Annotated in this window: 20 protein-coding genes, 1 tRNA gene and 2 pseudogenes; 4 read left to right on the top strand and 19 right to left on the bottom strand. The window is 38.9% G+C overall.

Annotation, left to right across the window (positions count from 1 at the left end):
• Window positions 1-6: 6 nt before the first annotated feature.
• From DY109_RS04940 to DY109_RS04980, 12 genes and pseudogenes are all read right to left on the bottom strand, one after another.
• Window positions 7-279 carry a type II toxin-antitoxin system YafQ family toxin gene (locus tag DY109_RS04940; protein ID WP_023949654.1) on the bottom strand — a complete coding sequence of 91 codons (273 nt, stop codon included), beginning with the start codon at window positions 277-279 and terminating at the stop codon, window positions 7-9.
• On the bottom strand, window positions 272-481 hold the full coding sequence (locus DY109_RS04945) for a hypothetical protein (protein WP_023949655.1): 210 nt from the start codon (window positions 479-481) through the stop codon (window positions 272-274). Before DY109_RS04945 ends, DY109_RS04940 begins: the two co-directional genes overlap by 8 nt.
• A 37-nt stretch (window positions 482-518) precedes the next feature.
• Window positions 519-641, bottom strand: a pseudogene (locus DY109_RS12580) (hypothetical protein); the annotation flags it as partial.
• Window positions 642-903: 262 nt separating this feature from the next.
• A complete protein-coding gene (locus DY109_RS12585) occupies window positions 904-987 on the bottom strand; it encodes a type II toxin-antitoxin system RelE/ParE family toxin (protein ID WP_376764470.1) in 84 nt (27 codons plus the stop codon).
• Window positions 988-1,129: 142 nt separating this feature from the next.
• A complete protein-coding gene (locus DY109_RS04960; RefSeq protein WP_023949658.1) occupies window positions 1,130-1,450 on the bottom strand; it encodes a hypothetical protein in 321 nt (106 codons plus the stop codon).
• A 105-nt stretch (window positions 1,451-1,555) separates the two neighbouring features.
• Window positions 1,556-1,732 carry a hypothetical protein gene (locus DY109_RS11425; protein WP_023949661.1) on the bottom strand — a complete coding sequence of 59 codons (177 nt, stop codon included), beginning with the start codon at window positions 1,730-1,732 and terminating at the stop codon, window positions 1,556-1,558.
• Between the two features lie 90 nt (window positions 1,733-1,822).
• Window positions 1,823-1,990, bottom strand: a complete 168-nt coding sequence (locus DY109_RS11430) for a hypothetical protein (RefSeq protein ID WP_023949663.1) — start codon at window positions 1,988-1,990, stop codon at window positions 1,823-1,825.
• Between the two features lie 42 nt (window positions 1,991-2,032).
• A pseudogene (locus DY109_RS11435) lies at window positions 2,033-2,137 on the bottom strand (hypothetical protein); the annotation flags it as partial.
• A gap of 70 nt (window positions 2,138-2,207) precedes the next feature.
• On the bottom strand, window positions 2,208-2,975 hold the full coding sequence (locus tag DY109_RS11440) for a type I restriction-modification system subunit M (RefSeq protein ID WP_023949667.1): 768 nt from the start codon (window positions 2,973-2,975) through the stop codon (window positions 2,208-2,210).
• A 49-nt stretch (window positions 2,976-3,024) separates the two neighbouring features.
• Entirely contained in the window at window positions 3,025-3,225 is a 201-nt protein-coding gene (locus tag DY109_RS04970) for a hypothetical protein (protein ID WP_023949668.1), read from the bottom strand.
• Window positions 3,226-3,556: 331 nt separating this feature from the next.
• A complete protein-coding gene (locus DY109_RS04975) occupies window positions 3,557-4,231 on the bottom strand; it encodes a 16S rRNA (uracil(1498)-N(3))-methyltransferase (protein WP_023949670.1) in 675 nt (224 codons plus the stop codon).
• Window positions 4,232-4,654, bottom strand: a complete 423-nt coding sequence (locus DY109_RS04980; protein ID WP_023949671.1) for a hypothetical protein — start codon at window positions 4,652-4,654, stop codon at window positions 4,232-4,234.
• Between the two features lie 149 nt (window positions 4,655-4,803).
• On the opposite strand from DY109_RS04980, the gene hemH reads away from it, so the two are divergent.
• The 4 genes from hemH to DY109_RS05000 are packed head-to-tail and all read left to right on the top strand — an operon-like array spanning window position 4,804 to window position 10,857.
• The gene (gene hemH / locus DY109_RS04985) at window positions 4,804-5,754 is read left to right on the top strand and encodes a ferrochelatase (protein ID WP_051404673.1); all 951 of its coding nucleotides are present in this window, start codon (window positions 4,804-4,806) and stop codon (window positions 5,752-5,754) included.
• Between the two features lie 38 nt (window positions 5,755-5,792).
• On the top strand, window positions 5,793-6,416 hold the full coding sequence (locus DY109_RS04990) for a SoxW family protein (RefSeq protein WP_023949673.1): 624 nt from the start codon (window positions 5,793-5,795) through the stop codon (window positions 6,414-6,416).
• A gap of 9 nt (window positions 6,417-6,425) precedes the next feature.
• Window positions 6,426-9,335 carry a cytochrome c biogenesis protein CcsA gene (gene ccsA / locus DY109_RS04995; protein ID WP_023949674.1) on the top strand — a complete coding sequence of 970 codons (2,910 nt, stop codon included), beginning with the start codon at window positions 6,426-6,428 and terminating at the stop codon, window positions 9,333-9,335.
• 7 nt (window positions 9,336-9,342) lie between these two features.
• Complete coding sequence (locus DY109_RS05000; protein ID WP_023949675.1) at window positions 9,343-10,857, top strand: hypothetical protein; 1,515 nt, start codon at window positions 9,343-9,345, stop codon at window positions 10,855-10,857.
• A 3-nt stretch (window positions 10,858-10,860) separates the two neighbouring features.
• Here the strand turns inward: DY109_RS05000 and DY109_RS05005 are convergent.
• The 7 genes from DY109_RS05005 to glyS form a co-directional block, all read right to left on the bottom strand.
• A tRNA-Ser gene (locus tag DY109_RS05005) sits at window positions 10,861-10,948 on the bottom strand.
• A 122-nt stretch (window positions 10,949-11,070) separates the two neighbouring features.
• Entirely contained in the window at window positions 11,071-12,183 is a 1,113-nt protein-coding gene (locus DY109_RS11990; protein ID WP_023949677.1) for a hypothetical protein, read from the bottom strand.
• A 42-nt stretch (window positions 12,184-12,225) separates the two neighbouring features.
• Window positions 12,226-12,510, bottom strand: a complete 285-nt coding sequence (locus DY109_RS05015; RefSeq protein ID WP_023949679.1) for a DUF3240 family protein — start codon at window positions 12,508-12,510, stop codon at window positions 12,226-12,228.
• A 10-nt stretch (window positions 12,511-12,520) separates the two neighbouring features.
• Window positions 12,521-15,577: an efflux RND transporter permease subunit gene (locus DY109_RS05020; RefSeq protein WP_023949681.1), complete on the bottom strand. Its 3,057-nt coding sequence runs from the start codon at window positions 15,575-15,577 to the stop codon at window positions 12,521-12,523.
• A complete protein-coding gene (locus DY109_RS05025; protein WP_023949683.1) occupies window positions 15,577-16,644 on the bottom strand; it encodes an efflux RND transporter periplasmic adaptor subunit in 1,068 nt (355 codons plus the stop codon). Before DY109_RS05025 ends, DY109_RS05020 begins: the two co-directional genes overlap by 1 nt.
• Window positions 16,641-17,885 (bottom strand): TolC family protein, encoded by a 1,245-nt coding sequence (locus DY109_RS05030; RefSeq protein WP_023949684.1) that lies wholly within the window; start codon window positions 17,883-17,885, stop codon window positions 16,641-16,643. Before DY109_RS05030 ends, DY109_RS05025 begins: the two co-directional genes overlap by 4 nt.
• 114 nt (window positions 17,886-17,999) lie before the next feature.
• Complete coding sequence (gene glyS / locus DY109_RS05035; RefSeq protein ID WP_023949685.1) at window positions 18,000-20,132, bottom strand: glycine--tRNA ligase subunit beta; 2,133 nt, start codon at window positions 20,130-20,132, stop codon at window positions 18,000-18,002.
• Window positions 20,133-20,149 lie beyond the last annotated feature (17 nt).

The raw sequence follows: 20,149 nt of genomic DNA on the forward strand, positions 1-20,149 counted from the left end.
ATTTACTTAAAAAAGCTCGCTGTGAGAGCCAACTTGGGCTAAATATAGCTCCAAAACATCATCGATAATCCTATACACAAGAAGCAAATCAGGCTTTATATGGCATTCTTTGAAGTCTTTGTATTTGCCTTTGAGCTTGTGGTCTTTGTATTTTGGCTCGAGTTTCTCACCATTTGCAAGCTTGGTAACCGCCTCATCGATTAGGGCTAAATCATCTTTTTTGATTTTCTTGCGTTGGTTTTTGTATGAGTTTGAAACTCTGATTTGGTATTTACTCATCGATTTTTGCTTTATATTCGTTTATGTCTTTATAAAGATGAGTTTTGCCTTGCTTGTATTCTTTTATGGCTTTGTCAAGAGCATTGACAAGTTTTGGCTTTGGTTTTTCTTTTTTGGTTGTGAGTTTTGCTTGCGCGCCTTTGGCAAGCCCCTTAAAAGCTGGCAGAAACTCTTCTTTGACATTTTCTATCACGATAGTCATCTTTACTCCTTATCTTTTTAGATTCTGGCATTATACACTATTTGGATTCTATGAGTTTAATCTCAGAATCTGTTAAATTATAGAGTTTATAAACTAAAGAGTCGATTTTAGATTCTAGCTCTGCGGTGGAATCTGCTATTTTGTCATTGCGAGCCGATTTATCGGCGTGGCAATCTATTTTGTCGGTGTTGTCATTGCGAGAATCTGCGCGCACCACTTCGTCATTCTGAGTTTTCGTAGAAAACGAAGAATCCACTTGACTTGATTGTCTTTTTCTAGATTCTTCGGGCAAGCCCTCAGAATGACGAGGGTTAGATTCTGGATTTTGCTTCGGGCTAGCCTTGCAACTCATTTTGCTTTGCACAAAACAGCTTACGCTTGAGACGCCACGCTCGTTACACTTGCTCGCAATGACAAGAAATTTACTTAAAAAGCTCGCTGTGAGAGCCGATATTGATAGCTTTTAGGATAAGAAGTTGTTTGTGTTTTTGATAGATAAGTAGCAAATCAGGCTTTATCTAGCATTCTCTAAAGTCTTAAACTCGCCTTTGAGCTTGTGGTCTTTATGCTTTGGCTCTAGAGTTTCGTCTCTAGCGAGTTTATCAAGGATATTTTCAACGAGTTCTAAGTCGTTTTTGTCGATATTTTTTATATTTTATTGTATTGTTTTGAGTAGATAATCTCATATCTCATCTTTGAAAATGTCCTTATGCATTCTTTTGCCCTCTCATAAGCTTTGATTTTGCCTGCTTTGTAGGCTTTTTCTAGCTGCTCGCTTTCATTTTTCCACTCTTGTGCTATTTCAGACATGGTTTTTTTGTCCTCATTTTTGCTTTCATTGTTTTGCTTAAACCCCTCAAAGCTGGCAGAAACTCTTCTTTGACATTTTCTATCACGATAGTCATCTTTGCTCCTTTGATGAGATTCTAACTTTATTTGCAACGATGGTTTGAGGTTTTGATTTGACAAGCTTATTAAATTCACCCTATTTATTTTTAGCTAAGCTTTTACCTATAAACCAAGTGCAAAACGCCAATGCTACAAGGCTAAATCCAACCAAAATAATTCCATATATCATTCTAACTCCTCTAAGATTTTGATTTGCTCTTTGTGCTTAAGCATTACAAATACAAAAGCACAAATTAAGAAAATGAGTATAACCACACCTATACACATTTTAAGAAATGTGATACTTTCTAAATTTGCGACTGCGTAGCCTAGCACACCAAAGATTGAAGTAAGAAATAACACACCAAAAACCCTTAATGTGTTGAATTCTCTTTTTACTATCCTTTTTACTCATAGCCTGGGATTATAGCACAAAATATCTATAGCATTTTTTTAATCAAGCCTAAAATTTATATTTATTATTTTTGAATTTGTGGATTCTTCGGGCAAGCCCTCGCAATGATAAGTTGGAATGTCATTGCGAGCGGCTTTGTCCGCGTGGCAATCCACTTTGTCGGTGTTGTCGTCATTGCGAAGCCCTTTAGGGCTGTGGCAATCCACTTGTTTTTTTCTGGATTGCTTCGCAACGCTTTCAATGACGGCTTAGGATTCTATTATTTTAATCTCAGATTCTGTTAAATCGTAGAGTTTATAGACTAAAGAGTCGATTTTAGATTCTAGCTCTGCGGTGGAATCTGCTATTTTGTCATTGCGAGAATCTGCGCTAGTAGATTCGTGGCAATCCATTATTTGAGTTTTAGATTCTGGATTGCCGCGCTCACTGCGTTTGCTCGCAATGACGGGTTGGGCTTAGATTCTCTATTGCAACGCTAACGCTTACAATGACTAAATCGTGATTTTTGAAGCTTTCAAAGAGAGATTGGCACACCACATAGCGCACAATTTCTCTCGGAGTGTAGTAGCTTCCTGTGGCTTTGCGCGCGCTTTCTTTTGTTTCTGGGTTAAACTCTGCTAGGAGGTTTTCAAAGATTTGTCCTAAAAGCTCGGGATCAAGTCCTACTTCTTGATCACTTGGGCTTTGCTCATCTATGGTGAAATGATAAATTTTGAGTATTTCAAAGAGGGTTTCAAATACTTCATTTGGCACAAGATTAAGCTCTTTTAAAAATCTTATAAAAAGCACTCTGCCTATGAGTTTGAGGGCGAAGTCTTTTTTCTGCTCATCTTTAGATTCTGTGATGATTTTTGAAGTGGGGATTTGAGTGGTTATCTTATCAAAGGCTTTTTTTATCTCGTTATAAAACTCTTTGTTGATAGGCTCTATCTCGAAAGCTTTGGTGATTTGCTCTTTTGTGTTGGCATTTAGAAGCCATGAAAGCTGTTTTTTGGCTGTGAGGATTGGGATATTTTGCCCTAAGATAAAGCTTTGTCGTTTGAAGTTGGAGAAGTATTTTTTTGTCTTGCTGTCATAACCTGTGGTGATGAGAGAAAAGCGGAATTTTTGTGGGGCAGATTCTTCATAAAATACTGCTAGGATAAGATCAAGGCTTGTATTGCTTGCAAATCTTTTTAGCTCATTATGCACGCTTATCTTGGCGTTGATAGACGCACAGGAAAAGACATAAAATCCTAGCTCAAAGCCATTCTAAACTTAATGGCTTAAAAACTTCGATGTAGGATTTGAGGTGCTTGTAAGATGTATCAAGCTTGTGTGCTTTGGAATCTTGCAGGTCAAGATGAACTTGGGTAAAAGTGCTTAAGACAAAGTCTTGTAATCTCTCAAAATCATAGCCTTGGGAGATGAAGTTATCTAGATTTTGTTTGAAGTCGCTCATAATGTGTCCTTAGTTTTAAAGTTTGGTTTTGGTAACTATTTGTCATTGCAAAAGCTTACGCGCACTGCTTCGTCATTCTTAAGTTTTTGTAGAAAACGAAGAGTTATACCTTGTTTTTGCTGGATTCATGGTTATTCTCCTTGTTGGGATTAAGTATAGGTGAGTATAGGCTGGTAAAAAGTTATGATAAATTTGCATTTATAGCACATTTTGGCTTAAAAGCTCCAAGCCTCATTAGGTTTCATTAAGCTTCATAATGATATGAGATTGCACTTTACAAATGAGTTTAGATTTTGGTTTGTTTGATTTGTTTATTGAATCTTATTTGATTTTATTGATTCCGATTGATTCCCATTGCAAGTGCGGTGATTATGGCGGTTTGAGATTTGAGGATAAATGGTATAGGTAGCGTGTAGGCAGTCTGAATGAGTGTGCGCTCTTCTTTGCTAAACCCACCCTCAGGTCCAATGACAAGCACAGAATCAAGACTTGATACACTCTCAAATGCTTCACCCTCAAAGTCAAGTCGCGCTATGTTTGGATAAAGATGAAGCACTTCGCTAAGATTTGAGAGAATCTCGATTTCTAGCACATTGCTTCTGCCACATTGTTGTGATGAGGCGATGAGGATTTTTTCGCACCGCTGGATATTTGGATTCTGATTGTGCTGACTTAGCGCAGCATAAAATAAACTTAGCTTTCCGAGTCCGAGCTCATTAAGAAATGGAAGTGTTTTTTCGATTGTTTTGACATCAGTAATCGCCCATATAATGTGGCTAAATGACAATGGCTTTTTGGGCAAAAAGATAGAATCTTGCAAGCTCAAAGTCGCACTTTTGCGCCCAATAGAGATGAGATGATAGGTATAGAGCATATCATCTTTGAGATTGCGGAGTTTTAGGGGCTTAGTCTTATCTGTCCTGCGTGAATGATAGATATGGCTAAATGCCTCGCCTTCAAGCGTGATTTCTTGATTTTTGGCGTCTTTGTGGAAGAGGAATTGCATTTAGATAATCCTAAATGTAAATAAAATCGCACCAACCAAATCACAAATATATAAAATCTTGCAAAATCGTATGTATGAGCGCATAAGATTCTCGCTTGTTTTGGCGAGTTTGAGTCTTTTTAGCCTTAGGATCTCACCTGCAAATACAAACACCACATATACAATCATCGCCACCACTTGCCAGCTCATAGCCCACTGCATACTTGCAAGGATAAACAGCCCACTAAAGCTACCCACAGCCACCAAAAGAAAAATAATAGGCATTACAAACCATATTTTTACAATCACTTTTTGGTAGGTTTTGTATGTAAAAAGCGTGTAGATATTGATAAGAAATGGTATCGGGAAAAACGCCATAAAAAAGCTATGAAAAAAAACCATATCATTAAAAGCTTTTATCGTCATATCAAAATCTTGTGGCATAGATTCTCCTTTGGTTTGTTGGCTTGCTTACTGCTTGCTCTTGGCTTTGGAAGCGAAATTATAGCATTAATTCAATGATTCGACTAAAAATATTAATCTTAGCGTATTATTATTATGCGTTATATTTAAAGAACAACTAAAGGGTGTGAGTGCAGAAAATTGGAGTATTATTACTCAATATGGGTGGTCCGACTGATATTTATGGGGTGGAGAATTTTTTAAAAAATATCTTTAATGATCCTGTGATACTGCCTATCAAAAACCCACTGATACGAAAAATAGTCAGCTCGGCGATCGTATCAAAGCGGCTTGAATATGTCAAAAACATTTACCGCGCTATCGGCGGAGGCTCGCCTATCATCAAACATACCTTTAGCCTCACCCAAAAGCTTAACACTCTAGATTCTCAACGCACATATTCATATTCGATGCGCTATTCACCGCCATTTGCCAAAGATGCTTTGCAAGAATTTAAAGACAATAACATTAACGACATTGTGCTATTTAGCATGTATCCGCAGTCTTCTTTCACGACGATCCACTCCTCGCTTAATGAAGTGCATCAGAATCTAAAAGAGCTAGAATACAAGCCACGCGTTCGGGTGATTGAGCATTATTACGATCATGAGCCATTTTATCATTTGATTACAGATGAGATTGAGCGCGTGCTTAATGGCGAGGATGCACGGGATTTTATCCTCATACTCTCAGCGCATGGACTGCCTAAAAATGTCGTTGATAAAGGTGATACTTACCCGCAACAATGCCAAAGGGGGCTAGAAATCATCTCTGAGATTTGCAAGCAAAGAGGAATGGCATTTGATGAGATAAAACTCTCATATCAGTCCAAAGTCGGTCCTATGAAATGGATAAAGCCCGCGACAAGCGATGTGATTGCAGAATCTAAACACAAAAAAATCATCATTTATCCTATCGCTTTTAGCGTGGATAATTCCGAGACGGATTATGAGCTTCGCATAGAATACGCGAAATTAGCAAAATCTTTGAATGTGAAAGATTATCGGGTGTGCTTGTGTATGAATGATTCTGAAGCATTTGCGCAGATGATTATTGATCTCATCGCCCAAAAATGCCCCTAACTTCAATAATGCACTAAACAATAAACTAAGGAGTATGTATGCAAATTATGCAAATATGGTATAAAAACTTTGTAGTAGGTATTTTGCTTGTAATGATTATACTAGCTAGTGGGTGCAAAGATGAAAAAATCTCTCAAGATTCTATTAGCACCTCTGAAGCCACACTAAATACGCAAGCAAATGATTTAGACAAAAAAAGCTACGCAGGGCTTGAAGATGTGTTTCAAGATACAAGCACACTAGAATCTAAAAACAAATATATGATGTTTGTGTTTGGTGCAAATGGCTGTCAATACTGCGAGCGACTCAAAGAAGATATAAAAAACAATCAAGAGCTCAAAGACTACATAAAAGATCATTTTAGCGCGTATTATATCAATCTTAGCTACTCCAAACTCCACACATTCAAAATCCCAATCCAAAAAAAAGAATACGAGCTTACCACAAGGCAGCTTGCTGAAATTTATAATATCCTTCCTACACCTACGATTGTATTTTCAAACGCCGATGGCAAAACGATTCTAAGCTATCCTAGCTACCTTCCTCCACAGCAGTTTTTCGCGCTTTTGCGATTTATTAGCGAGGGTGAGTGGCAAAAAGCTCAAGGTGATGAAGCCAAGCTCAAATCATTACTTCAAAAATATCTCACACCACAATCATAAGGACAATGTATGCAAACTTCTACATTTTGGCGGTATTTTAAATTTTTGTATTCGTTTTGGGTGATTTTACCTGTTGTGTTTTTTTATGCGTTTGCTTGTGGCATAGCGACTTTTATCGAGAATGACTATGGAAGCGTGGCTGCAAGGGCTATGATTTATAATGCGTGGTGGTTTGATATTTTGCATATGTATTTGGCGTTGGCACTACTTGCTAGCTTTATCAAATCAAACGCATGGCAGCGCAAAAAATACGCTTCTTTGGTGCTTCATTTTTCGTTTGTTGTGATTATCATTGGCGCAGGCATTACGCGATTTTTTGGCAATGAAGGAAATATGAGTATTCCTGAAGGGCAGAGTGTAAATTATTATTACACAAGCGAGAATTATCTCAATATCACAGGGCTTAATGAGCAATGGCAGAAAGATTATGCCTCCATAAAAGCCGACATCACAACCTATGGCACACTTTTTAGTAAGCCCAAACTCAAAGCCAAAACTACGCTTTTTGACAAACCACTTATAGTAGAATCTACCGACATCAGTATCCTTGATACGCACGCTAAAAGCAAAAATCCACAAATGGTGCTTAAACTCAAAATCACTTATAATGATGAAACAAAAGAAGTGCAGCTTATCGGTGGCGATGGCAATTCGTATGAGTTCAATCCACTTCGCGTGGAGATTGGCGGGCTAAAGATGGCACTGCATTGGGGAAGCAAAAAAGCAAAACTACCATTTAGCATTCGTCTTTTGGAATTTGAGCTCAAAACCTATGCCGGATCAGAAAGCCCTTCATCGTATGCTTCAGAAGTTGAAGTTGTGGATAATGAAGGCAAAATCCTCTTTCCATTTCGGATTTTTATGAATAATGTGCTTGATTTTGAAGGGTATAGATTCTATCAAAGTCAGTATTATGGTAATCAAGATGGCTCGATGACAACCGTGCTATCAGTCAATAAAGATCCGGGCAAGATTCCAACTTATATCGGATATGCGCTCCTTATCATTGGTGCGTTGCTTGTGCTTTTTGACAAAAAGGGGAGATTTATGAGTTTGGCGCAATTTTTGCGATCGCAGCAAATCGCTGTGTTTTTGTTTGGTGTTTTTGTGTTTGTCGGTATGACTTCAGATCTGTATGCAGAATCCAAAGTAGAATCTATCGATATGCATGGCAAAGAATCCTCACAAGTCGTGCAGACAGATCCACATGCTAGTGCTTTGAAGCGCGAGGTTAAGATTCCCATAGATGAGATTAATGCTCGTATCAATCTCCTCAAAGATCACTCACAAGAGTTTGCAAAGCGATTTGCCAGAATCCAAATCCAAAACATCGAAGGGCGAATCGAACCGCTTGATACAATGGCTATGAATATCGTGCATAAAATCTACAAAAAAGATGGATACAAAGGACTAAGCAATATCCAAGTGCTTATGGGATTTATGATTTTTCCAAATGATTGGGCGACTATAAAAATCATCTCTTCTGAAACCCCAAAACTCCGATCGATTCTGGGCGTAAATACAAATGAAGCCTATCTCTCATGGCTTGATGTGTATAATCTTAGCCTAAACACTTCCAAACTTCAAAACTATGTCGCTGATATTACAGCGCACATTCCACAAAGCGAATACGGCACTTTTGAAAAAGATGTCTTGCGCGTCAATGAAAGCTATGAGATCATTAAAAGCGTGCAGAATCTATTGTATTTTCGCGTGTTTCCAGATATAAAAACAAAGCGGTGGTTTTCTATCACAGAGCTTATGCAGCTTCAAGCAAATGGGCAGATTCCACAAGAAGAATACAAGCGACTTATGGAGCAGATAGCACCAATTACTGATATGCTTTTGTTTGGAATCCAAAAAGGCGTTATGGAAAATTCATGGAAAGACGCGCTTCTTGGGCTCAAAGCTCTTGAAGTGTATCAAGAACAAAACGGAGGCAGTGATTATATTTCAGAAAATCGCATAAGCTGGGAGATTTGGCTTAATCATTATAATATCTTTGAAGTGTTGCAGATTCCGTATTTGATTCTAGGCATTTTGAGCTTTATTCTCGTGCTTGTCTTTATCCTCAAAGACAAACCTATGCCAAAAGCCTTACACAAAGGATTGTATTATCTAATCGCGCTATGTGTGCTAGTGCATACCTTTGGGCTTGGCGTGCGGTGGTATGTCGCCGATCACTCGCCATGGAGTAATTCGTATGAATCTATGCTTTATATCGCGTGGGCGGCGGGGATTGCTGGGGTTGTGTTTTTTAGAAAATATCTTTTGGCATTATGTGCGGCAAGTTTCTTAGCAGGGATTAGCCTTATTGTCGCGCATATTGGGTTTATGAATCCACAAATTAGCAATCTTGTTCCAGTATTAAAATCTTATTGGCTCAATATCCATGTAAGCGTGATTACAGCAAGCTATGGGTTTTTGGGGCTTTGTTTTATGCTTGGTGTTTTTGGACTTATTTTGTTTATATTGCGAAGTCAGAGACGTCCTCATATCGATAAGGCGATTTATTCTATCGTCGCTATTAATGAAATGAGTATGATTCTAGGGCTTTTGATGCTTACTATTGGGAATTTTTTGGGTGGAATTTGGGCGAATGAATCGTGGGGAAGGTATTGGGGCTGGGATCCTAAAGAGACTTGGGCGCTTATTTCTATCGGAATCTATGCGATCGTGCTTCATTTGCGCTTTATGGGATTTAAAAATATGCCATTTATCTTTAGTGCAGCAAGCGTGGTTGCGTTTTATTCGATTTTGATGACTTATTATGGGGTGAATTATTACCTCTCAGGAATGCACTCTTATGCCGCGGGCGATCCATTGCCTATACCTTGGTATTTGTATGTGTTTGTGCTTGGCACGATCGCACTTATCATCATCGCAAGCTTCAAGAAACAACTCTCTAAGCTTATATAGGGCTTAGATGAAAAAACTCTTAAGCTGGTTTGGCACATTTTTTTGCGTGCTTTTGCTCTGTCTTATAGGGCTTATTTTTACCCCGATAGGTAATTCCATAAGCACGCCATTTGCGCAGACTTTGCTTAATCTTTATGCGCCATTTCCTTTGCAGATTCAGGAGTTACGCATTCGCTTTGGAAAATTAAGCGCGAAATTTAGGGCTCAAGAGTCTTTAGAGATTATGATAAATGGCACATATTCTCTAGGCTCATTTCATCTCACAGCTCATGCTATCGATCGCACACATGATCTTAACCTCACTTTGCAAGCATTTGGCACATATAATGACTATAAACTCATAGCGCGCCCGACACAATCTACGCAAAATATTCAATATTCACACAACGCAAAATCTACGCAAAATTTGCAAAATCCAAAATCTACGCCAAAATCCTCGCAAAATTTGCAACCTATAAATTTGCTTTATCTCAATGCTAAGGGAAAATTTTTTAAGCTTGAAAGCTTTGAGTGTATGGGGAAAAATATCGCTTTGGAGTATGTGTTGGGGTTTTTTGGATTGCAAAGCGATCGACGTGAAAATGTAGCGTTTTATATCAAAAAAAGCGATGATCGCTATATTGCAAGAGCGCAGATTCTAGGCTTTTCACTTTATGATTTAGTGCTTCATATAGACGCCAAATGGGAATTGAGCCAAAACACACTCACGCATACTATAGCCTTACGATCGCAAAATGCTACCTATTTCATACGCGCAACAAGCAATATAACCACATCAAATGCGCCCACAAAAGCTATCATGTATGATGCTTCACAAACGCCATTAGTAGAGCTTGATATACCTCAAATCTCAACAGATACTCATCAAGGGATTTTTCAGCTTAAAATCTTAAAGCCCTTCAGCCCTAATCCAAAAACAAAGCCAAACACTGCATACAACATTAATGATGGCACACATAATGATAACCTTAAATTTAGCGGGGATTTTGCATACAAAGCCCCGCAAAAAGCCACACAATCCTATCAAGCAAGCGCATTGTCATTGCAGCAAGCTCTATTGCTCAATGCCCAAACTGATTCATTTGGCGGAATCTTAGCATTAAGCCTTAATCACGGGATTGTGAAGTTTAAAGGTGAGAATATCAGCTTGCAAAAAATCCTCTTGATGATGCGCACACCTGATGTTTTAGATGCTTTGCTGAGGATAGATGGCACGTATAATTTGGAGTTTTATAAAGGCTGGCTCAATCTCAACTCCCAACAAGTATCAATTCTTGGCGATGATGTTTTGGGTTTGGGGGATTTTGCACTGCAAGCAGAATCTAAAATAAGCGGTTTGCGTCTAGATTCTCGCCTTTGGCTTACAAATCCGACAAAAACATTGCAAGCGACAAAATGTATGATTGACTTCTCAAGGCAGACTTTAGAGATAGAGTTTGCAGAGCCATTTATGAGACTAAAGGGGAATTTTTGGAATATTTGGCGCGATATGCGAGATCCGCGCGCAGATGAGAGCTTTTAGATATGGCAGAGAGGAAGGGATTCGAACCCTCGAAGGCTTGCACCTTACACGCGTTCCAGGCGTGCTCCTTCAACCACTCGGACACCTCTCTAGATTCTGTGAAATTGGTATTGTAGCAAAAATACCTAAAATCTGACTAAACCCTGGAATCTCATTTGGAATCGCTTGCCAACAAGTCTAGATTCTCTAAAAGATAAAACACAAAGTCTTGCTCTAATCCCTAAAAACAAGTGGTAAATCTGGAAAAAATAGACTATTTGGAGTGTCTAGCCCTACGCGCAGCCCGACTCCAGAGAGTGGCTTAGCATCATGTGGTAGCAGATCTTTGCGGATATAAGAGACTTCTATCGTGTCGCACCAAAACAGCCCATTTTTATACTCATTATCCATAATCGCATAAAAAGCGCATCCGTGATGATTGAAATGTGTATGGATAGGCGCGTATAATTCATTTATCTTGGAGAGAATCTGCAATCGCCTCGCACTTAATGCCTCATCACAAGGATTGCAATTATGGAATTCAAAAAGCACTTGCGGAAAATATTTGGCGATAAGCTGCAAATCAGCCTTTTCTAAAATCGCCCATTCGCTATCTTCTATATCCACTTGCAAGACATTATACGCGTTTGGATCTAGATTCTGGCTTTGTATCACGGACTCAAAGCTTATGGTATCACGGGCATCTTCTGTGCCGACAAATTTTTTGACAAAAGTAATATTTGGGTGATTATAGGGCGATTTTTCGATACTTGCGTCATATTCGATCACTTGATAGCCCTTTTGTGCCATTTCAAGATCCCAAGGAGAATAAGCCGAAACGCCTAAGGATATGGCTTTGGGCTTTGCAGAAGAAAATTTTGCAAAAGAAAGATTTGTAGAAGAATCTAAAAGAAAAGAGCTTGAAAGAGAAGAATTATTACCTAAATCCTGTTTGGGGGGGGGGCAATTATTATGACTTATATTATTTGCGTCATTTGCTTTAGATTCTACATCAGATTCTATATCAAGCATGACATATCCACCATCGCCTCTGCCGCCGATACGCGCGAGATGAAGTGAGCGAGATTTGAATGGTCGGACTAAAGAGAGATAGTTTTTAATCATCAAATACTCTTGTGTAGAAGTAAGTAATGTAATGCCACTTTTTTCATTTGGCTGCGGATAGAGCGCAAGCTGCAAACTAAGCTCCACATCTTTGGGAAGTCCTAAAGATGAAAGAATACTTAATGCACGATTGGTGCGCAATTCTTGATTGACCATAGATGAGAGTTGCTGCACGCCTAAAAGATTGCGTAACTTTTGGGCGAATTTTGTTTTAAGACTCATAGTATTCCTTTTAGATTCTGGTTTTGTCTGAATTATAGCAAGTTAAAGTCGTTCTATGCCTCGAAATACAAAGCAATTCACATCTTCTTTGCCATAGATTTGATGAAAAAACTCGCTTAACTCAATCGCGACATCGTATTCGACAAAAAGGCAAAGGCTTCCGTATTCTTTGCGTCCGCTCACCTGCTCTCGCTCACTCAAAAGTAAATCAATGGCTGCGTATTTGTTGCAGTCTGTGTAATAAAAATTATTTAAGCTCCGCTCCAAAAGCGCATCTACAATGTGATCTTTGAGCTTGCTATCGATATAAATTTGCAATAAACACATCTAAACATTCCTAAATAGAGATTTTTTTGGCAATGATTCTAAACATAACTGGCAAAAGAAGCAATGTCAGCAAGCTTGAGGTTACAAGCCCACCAAGCACAACGATTGCTAATGGTTTTTGCACTTCGCTTCCTACGCCATGAGAGAGGAGCATTGGTATAAGCCCAAATGCTGCGATAAATGCAGTCATCAAAATCGGGCGCAATCGTCGCTTCGCACCCATAACAACGGCTTCATCTATGCTTTTGCCTTGCTTAATAAGCTCTTTGAAATACCCAATCATCACCACGCCATTAAGCACTGCAATACCAAATAATGTAATAAACCCAATGCTCGCTGGCACGGAGATGTATTCGCCGGATAAAAATAGCGATATAAGCCCGCCTGTAACAGCAAATGGAATATTAAGCAAAATAAGTAGTGCTAGAGGAATGCTCTTAAAAGTAAAATATAAAATAAAAAATATCACAACGATACTAATCGGAATCACAACCGCAAATCGCGCATTTGCCCGCTGCTGATTCTCAAACTGCCCACCATAAGTAATAAAATAATTTGGCGGAAGTTTGACTTGCTGAGAGATTTTGGACTTCACTTCTTCAACAAAGCCTCCCAAATCCCTATGCTTGACATTGCTTCGCACAACGTTCATTCTTCGATTATTTTCACGCACAATCGTAACTGGTCCATCAACTTCTTTGATCTCTGCAATCGAGCTGATAGGCACAACATACCCGCGCGAAGAAAACATCTCAAGGGCTTCAAGCTTGGTAATATCAGTCGAAATCTCTGGATCTTGACGGATCATTACCGGAATCCTTGCCACACCCATAGGAATGTATGAGACAATCACGCCCTCAAGAGAGGATTTCATAAATTTTGAAAATTCATCAACAGAGATTCCGACATTTGACATCGTGTGCTTCTCCGGCGTGATATAAAGATAATTTACACCTTTATTGAGCGTTGTAAAAACTTCTGTCGCGCCACGCACGCCTTCAATGATTGTTTTGATTTGATTGCTTAATTCATTGAGCGTAAAAATATCATCGCCAAAGATTTTGATCGCCAAATCCCCGCGCACACCGGTTAGCATTTCTGAAATCCTCATATCAATGGGCTGTGTGAAAATAAAATTTATCCCTACAAAATCATTAAGTGAATTTGAGATTTTAGCAATCAGCTCTTCTTTTGTCTTGACTTGCCACTGCTCTTTTGGGTGGAATGATATAAACGCATCGGTTTGATTAAGCCCTGATAAGTCTAATCCCAACTCATCAGAACCTGTCCTTGTGACAATGGTTTTGACTTCTGGAACTGAATCAAGGATTTGTTTTTCGATTTTAAGCAGAATCTCTCGTGATTGCGCGAGTGAAACTGATGGAGTTGTCTCGATTGTCAAAACCACATCACCTTCATCAAGAGTTGGCATAAAGGCTTTACCCACAAATGAAAACAACGACAACGCAAAAACCAAAAACACAACTGCACAGCTGATTACAAGCTTGCTATGATTAAGGCAAAATTGCAGGGCTGGCGTGTAGATTCTGTAAAAAAATCGTGTCAAAAAAGTCTCTTTGTGCTCTTTTGTCTTAAGCACCAATGAAGCAACAACCGGCACAACAGTGATTGAGAGCACCAATGATCCAAGCAATGCAAACACAATGCTTTTGCCTAATGGTGCAAACATTTTTCCTTCTAAGCCCTCAAGCGTAAGGATAGGAATAAAAAATATGATAATGATGATAATCCCGCTCACAATTGATACTGAAATCTCCTTGCACGCGCGATACATTGCGTGTAGCTTTGTGGTGGTTGTATTTGAGCTAAGACGCTCAAATGCGTTTTCTACGACAACCACAGCAGAATCTACAAGAATCCCAATCGCTATGGCTAACCCTCCTAAGCTCATCAGATTTGCTGTCATTCCATTAAGACTCATGCAGATAAATGCCACAGAGAGTGCAAGTGGCAATATCACGCTCACAGCTATGGCTGCGCGCAAATCTCCCAAAAACAAAAACAACAACACAACAATAAGCACAATGGCTTCAATAAGCACTTTTGTAACATTATCCACGGCTTTTTGAGTTAAATCCGATCTGTCATAAAAGATATTTAAACTCACACCTTCAGGCAAAAGTGGCTTAAGCTCTTCAAATTTTTCTTTGATTTTGACAATGGTTTCTTTTGAGTTTGCGCCTTTGAGTGAAAGCACCATTCCTTCAGTCGTTTCGCCAACTCCATCTTTGGTTACAAACCCTAGCCTTGTCAAATAGCTTGTGCTGACATCAGCAAAGTCCGCGATTCGGACAAATCCGGCATTTGTCTGCAAAGTAATCGCCTCGATTTCTTTTGGTGTGAGGGCTGCATTTTGGATTTTGACTAAATAGCTCTCGCCATCTCTATCAACCCTCCCTGCGCCATCATTTTTGAGGCTCGCACTAAGGGCTTCTTCAAGCTTTGTGATCGTAACGCCAAGTTGCGCCATAGTATTAAAATCTGGAATCACCACAAAGGCTTTTGAGAATCCACCAAGGCTATTAACATCAGCTACACCTTTAATCGTCCTTACAGCCGGACGTATCACAAAATCCAAAAGCTGTCGCTTCTCGATATTTGGTAAATCTCCATCAATAGTAAACATAAACATATCAGAAAGTGGCGTAACAATCGGTGCAAGTCCGACTTCAACGCCTTCAGGAAGATTTGCTAGTGCATCAGTGAGTCGCTCGCTTGTCATTTGCCGTGCAAGATAGATATTGACGCTATCATCAAAATCAAGCACAATATCAGCTAAGGCATATTTGGAGTTTGAGCGGAGGATTTTTTGATTTGGTAGTCCTTGAAGCTCAAGCTCTAATGGACGCACAACGCGATTTTCTACTTCTTCAGGAGACATACCCGGAGCTTTTATCGTTAGGCGCACTTGTGTGGAAGAGACATCAGGAAATGCATCAATAGGTATGCTTAAAAAACTATACCCACCAAATCCAAGCAGCCCAAGTGCTAAAATAACAATAATGATTCTACGTAATAAAGAAAACTCAATAATTCGAGCAAGCATTATCTCACTCCTATATTATTGACAAGTCCTTTAAGGGGTATGAGTGCGCCTGATGCGATTTGCTCATTTCCCTTAAGCCCTTGTGAATCGATCACAAACGACTTACTTCGTTTTTCTATCACTCTGACAACTTTTGGCAAATAGCCATTTTTTGTTTTGATGAAGATTAAATCATCTTTTTCGTTTTTAATCACCGCATCTGATGGCACAGCAAATGTGCCTTTTGGCTGCTCGCCTTTGATATATATATCAACAATTTCCCCAACCCTAAAAGTCCCCTCATCTGATCCTTTGAGATCGGCTGTGGCAGTGATAGAGTTATTTGTCCTATCAATGACAACAGAGACGGTTGTAATATCGCCGATGTATTGCCCTTTTTCGCTATACACTTTTGAGCCCGGAAGCACATATTCTGAGATTGAAAGCGGAATCCGAATGCGCGCTAGGAGATTGTTGTTTTTGGAGATTCTGACATAAGGCGTAAAAGCTGGAATCTTCTCGCCTGTCTTTTTTGGTGCGACTGATAAGATTCCATTATCTTTAGCAATTACTCTGAAGCCATATTTTCCTGTGGGATTGTCAGGATCGATCCCAAAGAGTCGAAAAGTGCTTTTGAGCTGTGAGAGCTTAAGATAAAGCTCATTACTTGCAAGATAGCTGACTTGATATTCTCGCTGAGAGATCACACCTGCTTCAAACAATTCTTTGTCTTTACGCGCTATTTCTTCAGCGACACGATATTTATTAATCGTATTTTGAAGCTCATAATACAGCGCGTTTAGCTCATTTGAGCTGATCTCACAAACTTCTGTCCCTGCTTTTATGGATTCTCCCTCTCTTTTGTATATCGCCACCACAATCACATCAAATGTCGAGCTTTGCGTGGTAGAATCTTTATCATCAAAATCAATCAGTGCATTAAATGGAACACCGCGTATAATGGCAGGATTTTGGATTGGAATGTTTTTGATTCCTAAGCCTTGAATTTGAGCTTGGCTGATTTTTATTTCGTTGTATCCAAATGCTAAACTAAATCCCATTACAGAGACTATAATAAACTTTTTCATTCTTGCTCTCCTAACATTATTCCTAAAGTTTCTTCTAACATTGATTGAATGGTTACATATTCAAGCTTTGCGTCTGCAAGCGTTATCAAACTATCCATATATGAGTTTTGATACGCAAGATATTCAAAGAGGCTTATTTTTTGCGCTTCATAAGCGATTTTCCCCATTTCTACGAGGCTTTTTTTGTTTTCTATATTTTCTTTTTGGAGTTCAATATAATGCTTTTTGCTCTGAAGCTGATCCCAATACGAATCCGCACTAATGTAGAGATTTGTTTTTGTGATTTCCCCCTCTCGTAATGCCCCACTTTGTAATGCAAGATATTTTCTTTTGAGATGTGTATTTTTAGGCGTTATAGGAAGCGGAATCGAGAATCTAAATGCCGCTCCATTTGAGCTTTCAGAACTAATAATCCCAGCACCTAGCTCAAAGCTATCAAAACGATCGCGATTTGCAAGTTTTGCACTATTTTGGTAAGTTTTGGCTTGTAAATCAAGGATTTGCATATAAGCTGAATCGTTGAGCGCATTATACACAAAATCCATACTGATTTGGATATAGCCAAAGCCAAGCCCATTGATTTCAATATCGCGCACAGGCTCAATCACATCTTCGATGTCTTGGATTGCGTGCGTGTTTTGGATTCCCAAAAGCTGATGCAAGACTTTTTGCAAATCTAAGAGTTGCGTTTGGGCTTGCTTTTTTAAGAGTTTTGCATCTAAATATGAGTTATTAAAGCTGATATAGTCTTTTTGCGACATTCCGCCGGCATTGAGTTTGGCTTTGGCGATTTTGAGCTGTGAGAGGAAATTTAGCTCTCTTTGTGAGTAGATTTTGTATTTTTCTTTGGTGATGACATAGGTGAGATAGGTTTGCTTTGCCGAGATAAAGGCTAGGTTTTTGTAGAGGGTATATGTTTTTTGATACTGCTCGCCTTGAAGCTTTAGGCTTTTGTGGAGAAGTGTCTGCACCCATGGAAGCTTTGGATTAACCATAAAAAGCGTTGTCGTCTCAAGCTCTTGCCTGCCTAGAGGATTTTTTGTCATTCCGCCCTCGATTTCAGCGTATGGGCTATTCCACGAATTCATGGCTTTTTGATCTTCTAAAAGGCTTTGAAATTGGGCTTTGTTTTTGACAAGACTGATTGAATTTTTTTCAATCGCTTCAAAAAACGCTTCTTTGCTGATTGTCTGTGCTAGCAAAGCCCCGCTACATAAACAGATTAAAAACAGAATCTTCATTGTAACCCCAAAAATCAAAATGGACTTAGGATTTTACAATGGTTTTATTAAAACTTTGTAATGTATTTACATAAATTCTTGTGATAAAAAATATTTTACTCACATTTTTTGAGTTTATATCGCAAGCTCCTTGAGATCGCCGATTTTTTTGAACTCCAAATAAATCGCAAAAATAAGAGCTTTGCGGTTTTTGCGAATATTTAGATTCTCATCATTCACCATAACATACTCAAAAAACGCCTCTAATGGCAATCGCAACTCAAAAAGTCGCTCCAAAAAACTTGTAGAATCTAATGAATCTAGTGAATCCAAAGCCCAAATGCCCTTTAGCGCTTCATACAAAAACTTCTCTTGTGGCGCAGATAATAACTTCTCATCAATGCTTATATCAGTGTCTTTACTCATATCTTTTGTGATATTGGCAACTCGTTTAAACACACTAATAAGCTGCTCTCTATCGCTTCTATCTAAAAGTAACTCCAAAGCCTTAGCATTAGAGCACAAACGCAGAATCTCTTTTGTATCGCTTTTGGCTACACTTCTAAAGAGTAGTGCATTAAGCTTAAGGATAGATTCTAATCGTTCAAGCAAAAATGAGCGCAAAAGATCTATATCAAATGCCTTATAAACGCTTGCGCTATTTTTTGCGCCATTTAGATTCTGGTTTGGTGTATTTGGGGTGTTTGGCGCGCCTTGTGTGAGAATCTGCAAATCAGAATCCAAATCAAATTCTAAATTAAATTCTAAAATAATTTTAAGCAATCCATTTGCCGCTCTACGCAACGCAAATGGATCTTTTGAGCCATTTGGAATCTTGCCTATGCTAAAGAGTGAGAGCAAATTATCAAGCTTTATACTCATCGCAACAATGGCATTAGCGACATTACTAGGTAAGGCAGAATGCTCGCTATTTGGCAAATACTGCTCTTTTATGGCAAGTGCCAATGGCGCGTCATTATGCTGTGCGAGCATATAATAATACCCCATAATGCCCTGCAACTCCGGAAACTCTCCGACCATTTCACTTAATAAATCACTTTTTGCAAATTCAAGTGCTTTGGTGATAAAATCTAGATTCTGGTTGTATTTTTGAGCAAGATATGCACCAATAGCCTGCTCTCTTCTGACTTTATCAAGCATACTTCCAAGCTCATCAACAAATGCGATTTTTGCCAAAGGTGCGCTTTGTAGTGGGGTTTTTATATCATTTTGATAAAAAAACATCGCATCACTTAAGCGCGCTTTAAGCACGCGCTCATTGCCACTTATGATTTGGCTAAAATCCTTTGTCGTCGAGTTTGCAACGACTATAAATCCATTATATAAACAATCATTTTGGCAATTATTTTGAGAGTCGTTTTTGTGATGTTTTTGATATACGCCAAAATACCGCTGATTTTCTTTCATCGAAGTAATGATAACTTCTTTTGGCAGAGAGAGAAATTGTTTATCAAAATGCCCTAAAAGCGCGGTTGGGTATTCTGTAATCGCGCCGATTTCATCAAGTAGATTCTGATCGATTTCAACTTTGATGTGATGCTGTTGCTCTATGTGCTGAATTTGTGAGAGAATCAAACTTTTGCGCTGCTCATAATCAAGAATAATCCCGCCATTTTGTAGCGATTTTAGGTAGCAATCAAGGCTTGAAATCTGCACCCACTCTCCACCAAAATCCCTATGCAAAAGTGTCGCTGCATATCCTTGCTGTCCAAATGCTTTAGTCGTGATGTGTGTCTTATCAAGCAAGATCAAAATATTGCGAATAGGACGAATGAAAGATTTTTGATTGCTTCCCCAGCGCATAGATTTACCGAACTGCAAAGAATCCAAAAACTCTACCACCACTTCTACGATAATTTGCTTGCTTGGCACGCCAGAGAGAATGCGTTTGGCATAAAGCACCTCTTTATTGTCTTTTGTAATTGTGGTGAGATGCTCTTTTGTGATATTTGCCTTTTTTAAAAACCCAATACCAGCTTGAGATAAGCCCTTTAGGCGATCGCCATCAATATAGCCAATCTGCAATGGCGGTCCAAAAAATTCACTCACAATATCTTGCGTTTGTAATGGAAAATCTCTTGCAAAAATGCAGATTCTGCGAGGGGTAAAATAAATCTCGCATTCCGCGTCTATGTGCTGTTTTTGCAATGCTTGCTTCCATTTGGTAGGGATATTTTTCCATTCTTTGAGAAATGGAATCGCGGGCAATTCTTCGGTCAAAATCTCAATCAATAATTCTGTTTTCAAGACGATCCTTTTTGGAT

The organism is Helicobacter fennelliae (assembly GCF_900451005.1).
GTDB lineage: Bacteria > Campylobacterota > Campylobacteria > Campylobacterales > Helicobacteraceae > Helicobacter_B > Helicobacter_B fennelliae.